At 72.7% G+C, this 17,232-nt stretch carries 16 protein-coding genes; 13 read left to right on the top strand and 3 right to left on the bottom strand.

The features are described from left to right. The 4 genes from ABD285_RS01505 to ABD285_RS01490 all read left to right on the top strand — a co-directional run. Positions 1-85: hypothetical protein (locus ABD285_RS01505; RefSeq protein WP_344201247.1), on the top strand; the 85-nt coding region annotated here is incomplete at its 5' end. 5 nt (positions 86-90) lie between these two features. After that, on the top strand, positions 91-588 hold the full coding sequence (paaD, locus tag ABD285_RS01500; RefSeq protein WP_284255629.1) for a 1,2-phenylacetyl-CoA epoxidase subunit PaaD: 498 nt from the start codon (positions 91-93) through the stop codon (positions 586-588). A gap of 2 nt (positions 589-590) precedes the next feature. Next, the gene (paaE, locus tag ABD285_RS01495; protein ID WP_284253499.1) at positions 591-1,715 is read left to right on the top strand and encodes a 1,2-phenylacetyl-CoA epoxidase subunit PaaE; all 1,125 of its coding nucleotides are present in this window, start codon (positions 591-593) and stop codon (positions 1,713-1,715) included. A gap of 11 nt (positions 1,716-1,726) precedes the next feature. Next, entirely contained in the window at positions 1,727-2,497 is a 771-nt protein-coding gene (locus ABD285_RS01490; protein WP_344199677.1) for an enoyl-CoA hydratase/isomerase family protein, read from the top strand. Here ABD285_RS01490 and ABD285_RS01485 read toward each other — a convergent pair. Then, positions 2,484-2,942, bottom strand: coding sequence for an Lrp/AsnC family transcriptional regulator (locus ABD285_RS01485; RefSeq protein WP_284253498.1), 459 nt, complete (start codon positions 2,940-2,942; stop codon positions 2,484-2,486). The genes ABD285_RS01490 and ABD285_RS01485 overlap by 14 nt on opposite strands. A gap of 138 nt (positions 2,943-3,080) precedes the next feature. On the opposite strand from ABD285_RS01485, the gene pdhA reads away from it, so the two are divergent. Genes pdhA through ABD285_RS01470 form a run of 3 tightly spaced genes read left to right on the top strand, consistent with a single transcriptional unit; the run spans position 3,081 to position 6,594 of the window. Continuing rightward, entirely contained in the window at positions 3,081-4,232 is a 1,152-nt protein-coding gene (gene pdhA, locus ABD285_RS01480) for a pyruvate dehydrogenase (acetyl-transferring) E1 component subunit alpha (RefSeq protein WP_284253496.1), read from the top strand. Beyond that, complete coding sequence (locus ABD285_RS01475) at positions 4,229-5,248, top strand: alpha-ketoacid dehydrogenase subunit beta (protein WP_284253495.1); 1,020 nt, start codon at positions 4,229-4,231, stop codon at positions 5,246-5,248. The genes pdhA and ABD285_RS01475 overlap by 4 nt, the downstream gene beginning before the upstream one ends. Then, positions 5,245-6,594: a dihydrolipoamide acetyltransferase family protein gene (locus ABD285_RS01470; protein WP_344199670.1), complete on the top strand. Its 1,350-nt coding sequence runs from the start codon at positions 5,245-5,247 to the stop codon at positions 6,592-6,594. Before ABD285_RS01475 ends, ABD285_RS01470 begins: the two co-directional genes overlap by 4 nt. Before the next feature lie 34 nt (positions 6,595-6,628). On the opposite strand, the gene ABD285_RS01465 is transcribed toward ABD285_RS01470, so the two are convergent. Beyond that, positions 6,629-7,864 (bottom strand): MFS transporter, encoded by a 1,236-nt coding sequence (locus tag ABD285_RS01465; RefSeq protein ID WP_344199667.1) that lies wholly within the window; start codon positions 7,862-7,864, stop codon positions 6,629-6,631. Between the two features lie 139 nt (positions 7,865-8,003). Between ABD285_RS01465 and ABD285_RS01460 the strand changes: the two genes are divergently transcribed. The 5 genes from ABD285_RS01460 (at position 8,004) to ABD285_RS01440 (ending at position 16,342) form a co-directional block, all read left to right on the top strand. Further along, a complete protein-coding gene (locus ABD285_RS01460; RefSeq protein ID WP_344199664.1) occupies positions 8,004-10,580 on the top strand; it encodes a winged helix-turn-helix domain-containing protein in 2,577 nt (858 codons plus the stop codon). A 109-nt stretch (positions 10,581-10,689) separates the two neighbouring features. Further along, a complete protein-coding gene (locus ABD285_RS01455; protein WP_344199661.1) occupies positions 10,690-15,081 on the top strand; it encodes a beta strand repeat-containing protein in 4,392 nt (1,463 codons plus the stop codon). Positions 15,082-15,094: 13 nt separating this feature from the next. After that, positions 15,095-15,499: a hypothetical protein gene (locus ABD285_RS01450; RefSeq protein WP_284253488.1), complete on the top strand. Its 405-nt coding sequence runs from the start codon at positions 15,095-15,097 to the stop codon at positions 15,497-15,499. A 42-nt stretch (positions 15,500-15,541) separates the two neighbouring features. Then, positions 15,542-15,907 carry a YciI family protein gene (locus tag ABD285_RS01445; RefSeq protein ID WP_284253487.1) on the top strand — a complete coding sequence of 122 codons (366 nt, stop codon included), beginning with the start codon at positions 15,542-15,544 and terminating at the stop codon, positions 15,905-15,907. Between the two features lie 99 nt (positions 15,908-16,006). Further along, the gene (locus tag ABD285_RS01440) at positions 16,007-16,342 is read left to right on the top strand and encodes a DUF7882 family protein (protein ID WP_284253486.1); all 336 of its coding nucleotides are present in this window, start codon (positions 16,007-16,009) and stop codon (positions 16,340-16,342) included. A 37-nt stretch (positions 16,343-16,379) separates the two neighbouring features. On the opposite strand, the gene ABD285_RS01435 is transcribed toward ABD285_RS01440, so the two are convergent. Continuing rightward, entirely contained in the window at positions 16,380-16,700 is a 321-nt protein-coding gene (locus ABD285_RS01435) for a hypothetical protein (RefSeq protein WP_284253484.1), read from the bottom strand. A 188-nt stretch (positions 16,701-16,888) separates the two neighbouring features. Here ABD285_RS01435 and ABD285_RS01430 point away from each other — a divergent pair, with 188 nt between their 5' ends. After that, positions 16,889-17,230: a PadR family transcriptional regulator gene (locus ABD285_RS01430; protein WP_284253483.1), complete on the top strand. Its 342-nt coding sequence runs from the start codon at positions 16,889-16,891 to the stop codon at positions 17,228-17,230. Positions 17,231-17,232: the final 2 nt, after the last annotated feature.

The following is a 17,232-nucleotide window of genomic DNA, read 5'->3' as shown; positions in this document are numbered from 1 at the left end:
GCACGGCATCCACACCGAGCACCTCGGCCTGCTGCTGGCCGAGCTGCAGGTGCTCGCCCGTGCGCATCCGGGAGCGACCTGGTGAGCGCCGTGACCGCGACGCTCGACCGGGAGGCGGCCTGGCGCCTGGCCGCGACGGTCGTCGACCCCGAGATCCCGGTGCTCACGATCGAGGACCTCGGCATCCTGCGCGCGGTCGAGGTCGCCGACGGCGTCGCACGGGTCACGATCACGCCGACCTACTCGGGGTGCCCGGCGATGGACGCGATCCGCGACGACCTGGGCCGTGCATTCCATCATGCGTTCGGCGCTGGGCGCGTCGAGGTGCGCACGGTCCTGCACCCGGCCTGGACCACCGACTGGATGAGCGAGGCCGGCCGCCGCAAGCTCGCCGAGTTCGGCATCGCGCCGCCCTCCGGTCGCGCCGGGCACGCGGGCGGTCCCGTGCGGCTGACCCTCGCCACCCGCTGCCCGCGGTGCGGCTCCGCCGACACCGTCGAGGTCTCGCGGTTCGGCTCGACCTCGTGCAAGGCGCTCTACGAGTGCCGCTCGTGCCTCGAGCCGTTCGACTACTTCAGGGTGCTCTGAGCGTGGCCGCGCAGAACCTCGCGACCCGGCGCCGCGCACGGTTCCACCCGCTCGCGGTGCGCGAGGTGCGCCCGCTCACCCCGGACAGCATCGAGGTGGCGTTCGCGGTGCCGCCCGGGCTGCACGGCGACTACGACTACGCCCCGGGGCAGTACGTCGCGCTGCGCACCCGGCTCGCGAGCCCGGACGGGCTCGAACTGCGCCGCAGCTACTCCATCTGCCAGCCGCCGGAGCCCGGCGAGCTGCGCATCGCGATCAAGCGCGACGTCGGCGGCCGGTTCTCGACCTGGGCGCTCGAGCAGCTCGCGCCCGGCATGACGCTCGACGTCATGAGCCCGCAGGGCACCTTCACGACCGACCTCGCGGCGGCGGAGGGCCGGCACTTCGCCGCGATCGCGGCCGGCTCCGGCGTGACCCCGGTGATGGCGCTCGTGCGCGCCGTGCTGGGCGGCACCGAGCGTGCGCGGTTCAGCCTCGTCTACACGAATCGCACCTCGCTCGAGGTGATGTTCCTCGAGGAGCTCGCGGACCTCAAGGACCGGTACCGGCAGCGGTTGGCCCTGCACCACGTGCTCACCCGCGAGGAGCGCACGTCACGGCTGCTCTCCGGCCGCATCGACGCGGAGCGGCTCGACGGCATCCTGGCCGCGCTCGTGCGCCCCGCGGATGTCGACGAGTGGTTCCTGTGCGGGCCGCTGGACCTCGTGGAGCTGTGCCGCGCGCGTCTGACCGGGGCCGGCGTGGCGCGGGAGGCCATCCGTTTCGAGCTGTTCACGACGGGGCGGCCCGAGCATCCGATGCCGGCCGTCGCCGGACGTGCGCCGGACCCGGCCGTCGGCGTCGACGCGGCGACGGTGCGGTTCACCCTCGACGGCCGCACCTCCACCGTCGTCATGCCGCAGCCCGCGGTCGAGAGCGTGCTCAACGCGGCGCTGCGGGTGCGCGCCGACGTGCCGTTCGCCTGCACGGGCGGCGTCTGCGGCACCTGCCGCGCGCGGCTGCGCGAGGGGTCGGTGCGGATGGCGGAGAACTTCGCGCTCGAACCCGACGAGCTGGAGGCGGGCTACGTGCTCACCTGCCAGTCGCATCCGACCTCGCCGGCGATCGTCGTCGACTACGACGCCTGAAGGGCACGACCATGCCGCACCTCGACCTCGACGACGGCGTCGCCATCATCACCCTCGACCGCCCCGAGAAGCTCAACGCCCTCGACGAGGGCGCGATCGCCGATCTCGACGACGCATACCGGGGGGCCGAGGCGGCGGGCGTGCGTGCGCTCGTGCTGCGCGGGGAGGGGCGCGCGTTCTGCGCCGGCCGCGACATCCAGGGCGTCGATCCGGCCGACGACGACGTGCTCGGGTACCTCGGCGGGCTCGTGCAGCCGCTGCTGCAGCGGATGAGCGCGTTCCCCGCGCCGACGTTCGCCGCGGCGCAGGGCGCGGCGCTCGGCGTCGGGCTCGGGCTGCTCATCGCGACCGACGTGGTCTACGTCGCCGAGTCGGCCCGGATCGGCTCGCCGTTCGCGAACCTCGGCGCGACCCTCGACTCGGGCGGGCATGCGCTGTTCGTCGAGCGGCTCGGCGCGCACAAGACGCTCGACCTGGTCTACAGCGGGCGGCTCATGACGGGCGACGAGGCGGTGCGGGCGGGCCTGTTCAGCCAGGTCGTGCCGGATGCCGACCTCGAGCAGGCGACGTTCGCGGCGGCCCGGCGCGCGGCATCCGGGGCCACCCGCGCGTTCCTGGCCAGCAAGCGGCTCGTCGCCCGGCTGCGCGACGAGCGGCTCGGGCTCTGGGCGAGCATGACCGAGGAGAACGCGGCGCAGGCCGAGCTGTGCGCGACCGCCGATTACCGCGAGGGGTTCGCGGCGTTCCAGCAGAAGCGGACGCCGGACTTCACCGGGCGCTGACCGCCGCCTCGTCGAGCGGCTCGAGGTCTTCGAAGATGAGCGAGGTGCGGGTCGTGCGCACCTCGGGGATGGCCTGCAGCTCCTCGAGCACGACCCGGCGCAGCTCGCGGTTGTCGCGCGCCCGCACGAGCAGGATCACGTCGAACTCGCCGCCGATGAGCGCGATGTGGGCGACGGCGTCGATCCGCAGCAGCTGCTCGCGCACCTGCTGCCACGACTCCTGCCGGATCGACAGCTCGACGTAGGCCGAGGAGTGCTGCCCGGCGCGCACGGGGTCGATGCGCACGCCGAAGCCGGTGATGACCCCCGCCTCGATCATCCGGTTGACGCGCGCGTAGGCGTTCGCGCGCGAGATGTGCACGGCCTGGGCGACGACGCTCATCGCCGCGCGGCCGTCGCGGCGCAGCTCGGCCATGATCTGCCGGTCGGTCTCGTCGAGCTGCATCGCACGTCCCGTCTTGCGCCGCTGGACAGATCGTACCCAACGGGGCGCCGACGTGGACGGAAATCCACGATCCATCGGAATCCCTGGCACACGGCGTCACCTCGGCCGAGGATTTGTATACAGACCGTCCAGGCGAAGATGCCGGAAGGGGGCACCGTGGCCCACGAGGACTCCGAGCTGCTGCCGGGCGAGACGCCCGTGCGCTTCCTCGACCAGGACGGCCGCGCGCTGGACGAGACGCGGTACCCGATGCCGCCGCTGAGCGAGCTGCAGGCCGCCTACCGGGCGCTCGTGGTCGCGCGGCGGATCAACGAGCAGTGCTCCGCGCTCGTGCGGCAGGGCCGGCTCGCCGTGTACCCCTCCTCGCACGGCCAGGAGGCGTGCGAGGTCGCCGCGGCCCTCCCGCTGGCGGAGCGGGATTGGCTGTTCCCCACCTACCGCGACGCGGTCGCCGTGATCGGGCGCGGCGTTCCGCCCGCCGAGGCGATGGTGCTGCTGCAGGGCGACTGGCACAGCGGGTACGACCCGCGGGAGCACGGCGTCGCCCCGCAGGCGACCCCGCTCGCCACCCAGCTGCTGCACGCGGCGGGTTTCGCGCACGCGGCGAAGCTGCGCGGCGAGGACACCGTGGTCGTCGCCATGTGCGGCGACGGCGCGACCAGCGAGGGCGACTTCCACGAGGCGCTGAACCTCGCCGCGGTGTTCGGGCTCGCGGTGGTCTTCCTCGTGCAGAACAACGGCTTCGCGATCTCGGTGCCGCTGTCGCGGCAGACGGCGGCGGCATCCCTCGCGCACAAGGCCATCGGCTACGGGATGCCGGGCGTGCGCGTCGACGGCAACGACGCCGCGGCGCTCCTGGCCGTCATGCACGCCGCCGTCGACCGGGCGCGCGCGGGAGGCGGCCCGACCCTCGTCGAGGCCCACACCTACCGCATCCAGGCGCACACCAACGCGGACGACGACACCCGCTACCGCGATCGCGCCGAGGTGCAGGAGTGGGTGGCCCGCGATCCGCTCATCCGGCTGCGGTCCTACCTGCGCGTCTGCGACGCCCTGAGCGCGGCGGCGGAGGACGAGATCACGGCGGAGGCCGAGGCGGTCGCGGCCGAGCTGCGCGACGCGTTGCAGGCCGAGCACGTGCCCGACCCGGAGGACCTGTTCCGGCACGTGTACGCCGAACGCACGCCGCGGCTCGAGGAGCAGTGGGCGATGCTCGCGGACGAGCTCGCCCGCGACGCCGAGTCCGAGCATGCCGAGTCCGAGCACGCCGAGCACGAGGAGGCCCGATGACGCTCACCCACGAGGCGCCCGCGACGACCGCGGCGACGGTCGAGTCCCTCACCCTGGCCGGCGCCGTCAACCACGCCCTCGCCGACGCCCTCGCGGCCGACCCCTCGGTCGTCGTCTTCGGCGAGGACGTCGGCGTGCTGGGCGGCGTGTTCCGCGTGACCGACGGGCTGGCGGCCCGGTTCGGCGAGGCGCGGGTGTTCGACACGCCACTGGCCGAGTCGGGCATCGTCGGCGCCGCGGTCGGCATGGCGATGAACGGGATGCGGCCGGTCGTCGAGCTGCAGTTCGACGCCTTCGCCTACCCCGCCTTCGAGCAGGTCGTGAGCCACGTCGCCAAGATGGGCAACCGCACGCGCGGCGCCCTGCGCATGTCGATGGTGATCCGCATCCCGTACGGCGGCGGGATCGGCGGGGTCGAGCACCACTGCGACTCGTCCGAGGCGTACTACGCGCACACCCCCGGCCTGACGGTGATCGCGCCCTCGACCCCGCAGGACGCGTACTCGATGCTGCGCGCCGCGATCGAGTCGCCCGATCCGGTCGTGTTCCTCGAGCACAAGAAGCTGTACTGGGCGAAGGGCCCCGTCGACTCCGTGCGGCGCGTCGGGCTCGGGCGGGCCGTGGTCGCCCGGGAGGGGACCGACGCGACGCTCGTGGCCTACGGCGCGTCGGTGCTGACCGCGTTGGAGGCCGCGGAGGTCGCCGCCGCGGAGGGACGCAGCCTGCAGGTGGTCGACATCCGGTCGCTCGCGCCGCTCGACGACGCGACGATCGAGGCCGCGGTCCGCTCGACCGGGCGCGCGGTCGTGATCGCCGAGGCGCCCGGCTCGGTGAGCGTCGCGGCGGAGCTCGCGGCGCGGATCGGCGAGCGCTGCTTCGAGTACCTCGAGGCGCCGGTGCGGCGGGTGACCGGATTCGACGTGCCGTTCGCGCCGCCGAAGCTCGAGCGCTACTACCTGCCCGACGTCGACCGGATCCTCGACGCCGTCGACTCGCTCAACTGGGACGACCGGTGAGCCGCGCGTTCACGCTGCCCGACCTCGGCGAGGGCCTCACCGAGGCGGCGATCGTGCGCTGGCTCGTCGCGCCGGGCGACGAGATCCGGATCGATCAGCCGGTCGTCGAGGTGGAGACCGCGAAGAGCGTGGTCGAGGTGCCCTCGCCGTTCGCGGGCACGGTGGCGGAGATCCGGGGCGCGGAGGGCGACGTTCTCCCGGTCGGGGCGCCGCTGCTGATCGTGGAGACTGCCGCGGTCGACCCCGAGCCGGTGCGGTCCGAGCCGGTGGCGCGCGAGCCGGTCGCGTCTGAGCCGGCCGAGGCGCGGTCCGCCGAGGCGCCGGATGCCCACGCCGCCTATCGCGCCGAGGAGCACGCGGGCGGGGCCTCCGGCAACGTTCTCGTCGGCTACGGAACGAGCGGGCACCGGTCCGCCGGTCGCCGGCGCCGGCCGCGTGCCGCCGCCACGACGTCCGCCCCCGCCGACACGGTCGTCGCGCCCGGTCCGGTCGCCGTGCGCTCCCCGATCGTGCGCCGGATCGCACGCGAGAGCGGTGTCGATCTGCGCAGCATCCCGGCCAGCGGCGTCGACGGAGCGGTCACCCGCGGCGACGTGCTGCGCGCCGCCTCCGTCCTGCCGCCGACGGGCGAGGTCGACGCGGCATCCGGCCTCCGCGTGCGCCGCCGCGAGCCGCTGGGGATGCTGCGCCGCACGGTCGCCGCCCGGATGACGCGCAGCCGCGCCGAGATCCCCGAGGCCACGGTGTGGGTCGATGCCGATGCGACCGAGCTGTGGGACGTCCGCCGCGCGATGTCCACCCCCGCGGTCCCGGCGCCGTCGCTCACCGCCTTCCTCGCCCGCTTCGCGATCCTGGCGCTCGACGAGCGGCCGGCACTCGCCGGCCGGCTGAGCGACGACGGCACCGAGCTGATCGAGTTCGACGGCGTCCACCTCGGGGTCGCCGTGAACACGCCGCGCGGGCTGCTGGTGCCGGTCGTGCGCGACGCCCACCGGCTCGACGTCGCGGGGCTGGATGCCGAGGTGCGCCGCGTGAGCGCGACCGCCCGCGAGGGCACGGCCTCCCCGCACGAGCTGACCGGGTCGACGTTCACCCTGAACAACTACGGCTCGCTCGGCGTCGACGGCTCTGCCGCGATCATCAACCACCCGGAGGTCGCGCTGCTCGGCGTCGGACGCGCGCTCGAGCGCCCGTGGGTGGTCGACGGCGCGATCGTGCCGCGCCGCATCCTGCAGCTCTCCCTCGTCTTCGACCACCGCGTGTGCGACGGCGGGTACGCCGCGGGATTCCTCCGGGCGGTCGTCGACGCGATCGAGAAGCCGGTGGCGCTGCTGGCGCGGCTCTAGGCGAGTCGCAGTTTGCCGCGTTCGGGCCGGACGTTCAGCGCACCGACCGGATGAGGACCACCGGCACGACCGCCGCCGTCGCGAACACGAGGCTCGTGACCAGCAGCGCCGGATACCCGCCCCAGCCGATCGCGAGCGCCCCGACGGCCGGCGCCACGGCCTGCCCGATGCTCGTCGCGACGGTGATGACGCCGAGCCCGGTGGCGGCACCCTCGACCTGGTTCGGCAGCACCTGCGAGCCGAGGGCCCGGCCGCAGGAGATCGAGAGGCCCAGCCCGACGCCGAAGACGGCCGCCGTGGCGAGAACCGACGGCACGGAGGGGGAGGCGAGCAGGAGCAGATCGCCGAGCAGCAGCGCCGCGCTGCCGATCAGCAGGAAGAGCCGTCGCCGGCGCAGCCGGTCGCTCAGCCAGCCGCCGAGCAGCACGCCGACCAGGGCGGCGGCGCCGCCGAGCACCGTCGCCAGCCCGATCAGCCGGCCCGCGTCGCCCGTCGGCACCCCGACGAGGTCGGTGATGAGGTACAGCAGGTAGCCGAAGACCGCGCCGTAGGCGATCGAGAACGCGACCCGCCACAGCAGGAGTTTCACGAAGTCCGGGTGGGCCGAGACGGCGGCGACGACCGCGCGCGCTCGCGCACCCGGAGGCCGGCGGGGTCGTCGCAGGACCGGGGTCGCCCGGTCGTGGACGAGCGATGCGAACGCGATGACGGAGACCGCCACCAGCGCCGCGAGCGTCCACGACACGACCGAGGGGGAGCCGGCCAGCGACCCCGAGAAGACGGCGCCGACGCCCGCGCCCACGACGACCGCGATGCCCGCGATCCCCGCCGCGCGTCCGCGGCGGTCCTCCGGGAACACATCGACCAGATAGGCGTCGACGGCCACCTGAACCCCGTGCAGAGCCGACTGCGCGATCACCCACAGGATCCCGATCAGGATCACCGACGGCGCCCCGCCGACCAGCCCGATCGCGAGACCCCCGACCAGCGCGCCCGCAGCCGCCCACGGCAGCCGGCGTCCGAACCGGGTGCGCGTGCGGTCGCTCAACGCCCCCACGATCGGCAGAGCGACCGCGGAGACCACGAACGAGATCGAGAGGATCGCCGCGAGATACCCGACCTTGCCGTGCGGGTCGAGCTCCGCGATCCGCGCCGGCAGGAGCACCGAGACCGCGGCGGCGAACGTCGCGAACAGCGCGACGTCGACCGCGATCTGGCCGCCGAGCACCCGGACCCGGCGCGAGCGGTCCGGGAAGGTCTCGGCGCTCACCGGTCGAGCCTGCCAGGTGCGCTCGGCGCGCCGAGGTGCGGCACGCCCGTTCCTGGACGCCAGCTATAAAGTCGGTGGGGAGTCGTCGTGCTGGGGAGAAAGGCGACCCGTCCGTCCCTGTGACCACCGCGAGGTGGAGATGAGCGAGCGAGCCCTGTTCGGTGTGCCGCGAATCCCCGACGGCATGCTGACGCGTCCGGCGCTGCGCGATGGGGTCGGCCGCACGCCGCTGACGGTGGTCCGCGGCCCCGGCGGCAGCGGCAAGACGGTGCTTCTCTCCCAGTGGGCGGCCGGCACCGCGCCCGGAGTCTGGGTCACGGTGGAGCCCGACCGAAGCGACCGGCTCGCGTTCTGGAGTGCGGTCGCCGAGGCCGGCGCGCACGCGGGACTGGAGCTCCGGATGCCGCCACCGCCCGCCGCGCGAGCCGACCCCGGGGCGATCCGGTCGGCCCTCGTACGGGCCTTCCGCGACCATGCGGGTCGGTTCGCCCTCGTCGTCGACGACGCCCACGAGCTGCGCGGCCCGCTCGTGCTCGAAGACCTCCTCGAGATCCTGCACGCGTGCCCGGAGGTCGTGGTGGCCGTCGGCACCCGGACGCAGAGCGCGCTCGAAGCACCGAGCCGGGCCCTCACCCTCGATATCGCGGTGATCGCGCCCGACGACCTGACCTTCTCGGCGGGGGACATCGAGCAGCTGGCCGGTGGCGGTGCCGAACGGGCGACCGAGCTTCTGGAGGCATCCGGCGGCAACGCCCTGCTCCTGCGCGCGATCCTGGCGTCGGGCGCGCAGAGGTCGGCGAGCGCCGTCGTCCGTGACCTGCTCACCGCGACGCTGGATCGGCAGGCGCCGGAACTCGCGGCGTTCGCCTCGTCGGTGGCGATCCCCGACGACGTCGACGCGGCCCTCGCCGAGCAGCTCAGCGGCGCCGATGCGCAGGAGGCGTCGGCGATGCTCGCCGCCCTCGAATCGGGCGGCCTGCTCGTGGGCCGCCAGGACCCGGAGGGTCCGAGGTACCGGCTGCACCCTCTCGTGCGCGACGAGCTGCGCGACGACCTGCGTCGCCGGTATCCGGAGCGGTATCGACGCCTGAGCCTCGTGGCGAGTGCGGCCGCGGAGGCACAGGGGCGGTATCTTCCGGCGCTGCGGCACGCCGTCGACGCCGAGGACTACGCCCGTGCCTCCGACATCTGCCTGCACGGGGGGCTCACCCTGCTGCGTGCGACGGGAGCCGGCGCGATCCTGCAGCGGGTTCCGCTGCGCTACGTCGCCCGGCTGCCGTTCATCGCCATCGTGCTCGCGCTCACCGCGAACGCGCGAGGCGAGCGATGGAAGGCGCTCGAGCTCATGACGCTCGCTCTCGGAGCGAGCCGGGCGTCGCGCGGCCGTCAGCGGGTCGCCGAGCGGGCCGGGCTCGCCCTCATCGAGAGCGTGGTGCTGCGCATCACCGGGCGCGCTGCGGACTCCGTCGTGGCCGCGCGACGGATGAGCACGCTGCTCGATGAGGCGCCGCCCGCCGACCTCGAGGAGATCGCCGACCAGATCGACGGCTACCGGCTGCAGGGCGCGCTCAGCCTCTTCCGCGGTGGGGCGCTCTCCGCGGCCCGCGTCGCGGCCGAGCGTGCCGGGTCCTCCGCCTTCGCGTTGAGTTCGGGCCGGCCCGAGGCGCTGGGGGCCGCGTCGGTGGTCGGGGCCGTTCAGGCGATCCTCGGCGAATGCCGCGATGCCGACAAGACGCTCGCCCGGATCGATGCGAGCGACTACCCGGACACGCTGCGCGACGGCTACGTGGGATCGCTCAGCCACCTCGCGCGCGGAATCCTGGCGCTGGAGCGCAACGACCCCGACGCCGCCGAGCGCGCCGTCGGGCTGCTGCGCGATCACGACAACATCGAGCACGGCATGCTCTTCACCGTGCTCGGCGCGCTCGCGTGGCTGTGGCGCGGGCGGCCCCAGATCGGTCTGCAGCTGCTGGACGAGCGGGAGGCGGTCGACCGCCCTCGGGACCGGACGTCGCAGGAGGATCGCCGGGCGCTGGCCGCCGGTCGCATGCTGCTGCACTCGGCGCTCGGCGAGTACGGCGCGGCGCGCGGCGCCCTGCGCGCGTTCGAGCGCAACGATCCGGTCGCCGGTGTGCTGGAGGCGAGCGTGCTGCTGCTCGAGCAGCGCCCGGACCTCGTGGTCGAGCGCCTGGGCCGCATCCGCGACCTGCCCGGTTCCCGGCTGCAGGCGGCCGCCGACCTGCTCGTGGCGTGCGCCGCGCAGGTCGCCGGCGATGACGGCGTGACGGAGACGGCGATGCGCCGGTTCGTCGCGCTGGTCGCGGTGCACGACGTCGTGAGCCCGTTCGTGCTGATCCCCGAGGAGCACCGCGCGGCGCTCCTCGTGATCGCCGAGCGGGTCGGTGCGGACGCCGCGACGCTCGCCCGGCTCCGTGACCTGCCGGCGCCGTTCCGGGCGACGGGCACGCGCGTGGCCCTGACCAGGCGCGAGACGGAGGTGCTGGAGAAGTTGAGCACGAACGCGAGCCAGGCCGACATCGCGCGGGCGCTGAGCGTGTCGACCAACACCGTGAAGTCGCAGGTGCGCAGCCTCTATCGCAAGCTCGGGGCATCGCAGCGTGACGAGGCGCTCCGGGCGGCGTATCTGCAGGGGCTGCTCGAGGGCCCCGCGCCGCGGCACGACGACCCGGGCCGACGCCCCCCGAACGAGGGGTGATGAAACCGGGGGTGAAATCCGGATGCCGCCCCCGGCTCGCATCCGGCCCCCTGAAAGCCTGACTCCGGCACGTGCGTCCAGGGGGGCGTCGTCGCCAGGGGGACTCGCCATGAACCTGCGCTTGCGCATCGCCCGGATCGTGGTCGCCACCGCGGCCGTACTGGGACTCGCCGTGTCGGGCGTCGTCCTGTCGGGGCCCGCGTACGCCGCGGGCGACTCGGTGACGATCACCCCGACGTCGAAGACCACGCCGAGCAACACGCTCGTGACCTACACGCTCGCGGCCACCTGCAGCACGACGTGCGACGCCGCCACGACGGTCACGATCCCGACCGGCACCGTCACGAACGACGGGACGACCACCGACTTCGGCACCTGGCTCACGACGCCGCGCACGTGCTCGCTCGCGAGCAACACCGGCGGGCTCATGACGTTCGCCTTCCCGACCCTGGGCAACGGCAGCGCCAGCTGCACCTTCAGCCTGCGCGCCCCGAACAAGACGACACGCAACGGCGCGGTGGCGACGATCACGCCGACGATCAACACCGCCGGCGGGTCGACGCCCGCCGCGACGCCGGCGGTCCTCACGCTGGCGAGCGCGAGCTCGGGCCACAACGACTCGCTGGGGGCGAGCGTGAACGGCAACCCTGTCGCCAACGTCTTCTCCGGCGCCCCGATGACATTCGCGTTCGTCTTCAACTGCGGCACCGGCAGCGGCGACCTCGGCCTGTCGCCGAACCTGAACATCTCCGATCACCTGCCCGCCAACTTCACCTTCAGCGGCCTGACCACCTCGCCGCTCGCCACGAACCTCCAGGGCACGATCACGACGCCCGCCGTGGGGTCCTCCGGCGGCACCATCACCTACACCGGCGACGGATCGGACTGCGACAACCCCGCCAACAACCGCATCATGTTCACCGTCAGCGGCACCGCGTCGACCAACGGGACACCGGATGCCGTCGGCGGCCCGCAGATCTGCAACAGCGGCATCACCGCCGACTTCACCTACGTCGACGGCTTCGCGGTCAGCGGGGCGGTGCCGTCGGTCACTCCGTGCGCCACCGTGGTCGACATCGACTTCACCGGCAACAAGGGCACAGCAGCCGGCACCTATTTCAACGGCGGCCCGCAGTATCTCGCGCTCGACGGCTCCGCCCAGTCGCGGTACACGTTCCCGGGCGACTGGGACGCCACGGGCGGTGACACGACGTTCACCATCGCATTCTCGTCCAGGCCGGCCGTCAGCAACGCAGGTCTCAGCTACGCGATCCAGGACCCGCTGCCGTGCGCCGACACGGCCAGCGGCGCCTCGAACGCCTATTACGTGAGCAAGGCCCCCGGAGCGACCTGCGCCACACCGGCCTTCGCCCCGAAGGTGATCACGGCGAGCGGGTTCACGCCGGCCGCCGGGGCGACGATCACCCTGCGCTACTCGAACGGCACGACCACCACGGTCGGCTACGTGGCGGGGACGGGCTGGACGATGCCGGCATCGCCCCTGGCGGTCTCGGAGGTCGACTTCCCGGCCTTCCCGCAGGAGGGCACGAACTCCGCGGCGACCATGAGCTTCACGATGGCGGGCTTCGTGCCGGCATCGATCACCCCCGGTCACGTCCTGACCAACACCGCCACGACGTCCGCCTACTTCTCCGGCACCACGAATCAGGTGAAGACGGCGCAGATTCACAGCGCCAACATCCTCGTGGCGGACCCGGCGCAGACCGTCGGCGGGGTGCCCACGAGCGGCACGGTCGCCTACCCCAGCCTCACCGCGCAGCAGGCCGGCACGACCTGCAGCGAGAACGTCTCGTTCAACAGCACCACGAACGGCACCCTGTCCAATCAGATGGAGTTCGCCCAGGCGCAGTCTGCACCGGTGTACTTCGACTACCTGGCGCCCTCGGGCGTCACCGCGGCCGACATCACCGGGACGACGACGACCTTCACATTCAACGGTCCCGGTGGGCATTCGTTCACGTCGCCGAGCATCGTGCCGGCGGCCACGGCCGACTACAACGGCAGCGGTCGCACCCTGCTGGAGTGGACGATCCCGGCCGGTGTCGTCACGACCCCGGGGAAGTACTCGATCCGGCCGTCCGCCAACACGTTCAGCGTGGCCCTCCCGCTCGGTTGCGCCGGCGCGTACCAGAACAACCTGTCGATCGGCTACGGGGCGCCCCTCACGGAATGCCTCTGGGACAACTACGTGAGCGCGCTGTACCAGCGGGCGCCCATGCAGCCGCCGACCGGCGACACGACGCTGGGCAACCTCAGTGCGCCCGCCAACTACTGCGCGTACAACGCGCCTCTCTCGATCGCCCCGATCCTCCCGGGCTATACCGTCAACAAGACGGTGCAGGGCGACCTGGACGCCGCACCGGTCGGTGGCATCGGGAAAGTGAGCCCCAGCAACGGCAGCGCGACCTATACGGTCACCTTCCGCAACAACGGCCAGGCCAACCTGCACGATCCGGTGATGTACGACATCCTGCCGACCGCGAGCGATGACACCGAGGCGACGACGACCACGACCCGCGGTTCGCAGTTCCCGGTAGTGTTCGCGGGCGTGATCACCACGGGACCGCTCGCCATCCCCGCCGGCATGACGGTGCAGTACTCGACCTCGTCCAACCCGTGCCGCCCCGAGGTGCTCCCCGACGCGTCGAACCCCGGTTGCACGGACACCTGGTCGGCGACACCCCCGGCCCAGCTGTCGGACGTCACCGCCCTCCGGTTCTTCTACGACGGCACCGTCGGAGTCCCCGGATCCACCGTGTACCCGACGAGCTTCTCGGTGTCGTACTCGGTCACCACGACCGCCGCGACCAACGGGGCCATCGCCTGGAACTCCGTCGGAACCAGCGTGCACAAGGGCGACACCGGTCCCGCGACCGCCACGGACGACCTGATGGCCGCGGCCGAATCGCCGCGCACCGGCCTGACGGTGTCGAACGACGTTCCGCAGATCGTCAAGGCGACCTCGACGCCGACGTTCACCCAGGTGGGCGATCAGGTGCAATACACCTTCGACGTGACCAACAACGCCGGAGCGGACCTGCCGAGCGTGACGGTCGCCGACGCGTTCACCGACGCGCCCGCTGGTGCCACACCCCCGACCGTCACGTGCGACTCGGTCTCGGGTGAGGGGTCGTGCACCGGCGCGACGACCGCCGCGATCCCCTCGGGCGAGACCGCGCACTTCGTCGCGACCTACGTCGTGACCCAGGCCGACCTCGACCACGGATCCCTCATCGATGTCGCCACGGCCACGGGTACCACGGCGGGCGGCGGCACCATCAGCAACACCTCGAACGCGGTCACGGTGAGCGCCGCGGCCGTGCACGACTTCACGCTGCAGAAGATCGCGACACCCACGGTCGTCAGCGACACGTCGACGCCGATCACCTACTCGTTCCTGCTCGAGAACAACGGCAATCAGGCCCTGCACGGGGTGACGGTCACCGACCCGATGCTGGGTGCGGCGGTGACCTGCCCGAGCGCCACCATCGCGGCGGGTGCCTCCGAGACCTGTACGGGCACCTACACGCCGACGCAGGCGGACCTCGATGCGGGCTCGATCGACAACTCCGCGACCGCCGGTGCCCTCGACCCCGCCAACGGGGCGGTGGGCGACACGTCGAGCTTCACGGTGGCCGTGACGCAGAATCCCAGCCTGACGCTCACCAAGACCGCCACGCCCATCTCGGTCGGAGCCGTGGGCGACTCCGTGGGCTACGCCTTCCACGTGGTGAACGACGGCAACGTGACGATGAGCGCCGTCACGGTCACGGAGTCCGCCTTCAGCGGCAGCGGCACGGCTCCCACGGTGGACTGCCCGGCGGGCCCGATCACGCTCGCGCCCGGTGACGCCGAGGACTGCACCGCGAGCTACCTCGTGACCCAGGCGGATCTCGACGCCGGCTCGATCACCAACACCGCGACCGTGGATGGCACCGACCCGAGCGGCGCGACGCTGACCGCCCCGCCGACGTCGAGCGCAGCGGTCAGCGTCGTGCAGACCGCGGCGCTGACGCTCACGGAGACCGTCGATGCGCCGAAGGCGACCGCCGCGGGACAGGTGCTGCACTACACGTTCCATGTGGAGAACACCGGCAACGTGTCGATCACCGGGCTGACCGTGCAGGAGACCGGCTTCACCGGCACGGGCGGTGCACCGACCGTGACCTGCCCGACGACCGCGCTCGCACCGGGTGACTCGACGGACTGCACCGCGAGCTACACGGTCCAGACCGCCGACCTGAAGCTGGCGCGGATCGACAACCCGGCCTCGGCGACCGGTGTGACGGCGGGCGGATCGGTGGCCCCGGCGACCTCGACCACCCAGGTGATCGTCGACCCGCCGGTCATCCCGCCGGTCGCGTCGGCCCTCGCCGCCACCGGCCTGGTCGCCGACGCGGCGTACGGGATCGCGTCGGGGCTCGGTCTGCTGGGTCTCGGCCTGGTGCTGCTGATCCTCCGTCGACGGCGGAGTGCCTGACGGCGTGCGCCGCATGAGGCTGCTCGGCAGCGGGCTGGTCGCGATCGCCCTGGCGGTCGCGCTGGTCGGCTGCACGGGCGGCCCCGCGGCCACCCGCTCGCCATCCCCCACGCCGACATCCGCGGCGGTGCCGAGCTCGATCCCGAACGACCCGGCACTGCGCGCGGATGTCCGGATGCGGTCGTGCGCGGCCGTCGAGGGCGGGTGGGCCGCGGCCGGACGGATCGCCAACACCTCCGGTGAGCGCCACGACTACCGGATCACGGTTCTGTTCACGTCGAAGAACGCCACGGTGATCGGCGTCGGGGCCACCACCGTCCCGGTGAAGGCGGGAGCGCAGCGGAACTGGCGCATCCGGTCGTCCTTCGTGGCGGCGTCGCCGACGCTCTGCGTGCTCTCCGGCGTCGCCGACCACTGAGACAATGTGGACAGCGTCCACATCGTGTGCGACGCTCGGGACATGACGATGGCAGACGACCTTCGGCTCTTTGCGGTCCTCATCTACGCCCATGACTCGGCTCACGCGCTGGATGCCACCCCCGCCGAGCTCGCCGAGCCGAACGGCCACGCCGACGAGCTCAAAGCCGCCGGCGCCATGACCGCGGCGTACGCGTTCACGCCCCGCGAACTCGCGGTCTCCATCCGCGAGGGCGGCGTCACCCCGGGTCCCTTCATCGATGCGCCGGCGATCGTCGTCGGCGTGTACGTGATCGAGGCGCCGGACCTCGATGCGGCGCTGGAGATCGCCGCGACCAATCCCGCGATCCGCGGCGTCGGCGGGGTCGAGGTGCGCCCCATCCACAGCGGCGGCGTCGTCGAGCGCTGACGGGGAGGGGGCGGGTCCCGTCAGCATTCGAGCCGGGCACGAGAGCGCATTCGCGGCGTGCTCTTGATGCGCGCCGCTCGGCAGGGCACGCTCAGTGCCATGGGACGTCTTATCTACGGGGCACGCGGGATGCACATCGAGATCGAGGATCGGCTCCTCGCCCACGTGCAGGCGGTGGTGTTCGCCAAGCTGCGCCGCCGGGAGCCGTTCCCGATCACCTGGCTGGAGCCGGTGCGCGAGGGGAGCGGGCGTCGCTCGATCTGGATCAACGAGTCGCTCGAGCTGGCGTTCGAGTTCAACGGGTCGCGGCAGGTCGAACTCGACCGCGAGCTGCTCGAGCAGATGACCCAGCGCGCCAACTCGACCGCGGGGATGAACCTCGCCGACCATGCCCACAATCCGAAGCCGGCCGCCAAGGTGACCCCGGTCAGCTGATCCGGCGTCGGCCGACCTCGCGCCGTCCGACCCGATATCAGAGGTCGAGGTCGAGGTCGAGCAGGTCGCTCTCGGCCGGCGGTCGCCACTGCAGTCCGTCGATGCGCCGCTCGATCTCGGCGAGCAGCTCGGTCGGGTCGGGAAGCTCGCCGAGGTGGTCCGCCGGCTCGACGAGGAGCTGGCTGGCCGGTCCCACCAGCAGTTCGTAGTCGTCGACGCGGCCCTCGTCGTCGAGCCCCGGAACCCGCAGGCCCGCCGCGCGGTCGACGTTGGCCAGTGCGGCCGCGTAGCGCATCAGCGCCCCGGCCTCGCGATCTCCCGTCACGAACGTCCCACCCGCGTATCGCACTCGCCGCATCGCTCCACGATGGGGGATTCTGCGCCCGAGGCCGTGCTCTCCCAGGAGGAATGAGGGTTCGGGCAGCGCCGCGCCGCGGACCCTCTTGCGGGCGCGCTATTCAGCGCTACTATGTACTGGTACTCAGCGTCGCTGAATACCAGCGCTGCTGAGTAGCAGCGAGGTTCCGCAGTGGAGAGAGAGGGTCCATGGGCAAGCAGGAGACCGAGATGCTCAAGGGCACGCTCGAGGGGATCGTGCTCGCCATCCTCGCCAGTCGTGCCGCCTACGGGTACGAGATCACGGCGTGGCTGCGCGAGCAGGGGTTCGCCGACATCGCGGAGGGCACGATCTACGCGCTCCTCGTGCGGCTCGAGCAGCGCGACCTCGTCGACGTGCAGAAGGTGCCGTCCGAGAAGGGCCCGCCGCGCAAGGTGTACTCACTCAACGCCGCCGGTCGCGCGTACCTCGGCGACTTCTGGAGGACCTGGAGCTTCCTCGCCGAGCGGCTCGAACAGCTCCGCACGACCACCATCACCGAAGGGGAATGACC

The sequence above is a fragment of the Pseudolysinimonas kribbensis genome (assembly GCF_039531715.1).
Taxonomy (GTDB): domain Bacteria; phylum Actinomycetota; class Actinomycetes; order Actinomycetales; family Microbacteriaceae; genus Pseudolysinimonas; species Pseudolysinimonas kribbensis.
Note: the sequence above shows the minus strand (reverse complement) of the source record. Positions and strands in the feature narration are given on the sequence as shown.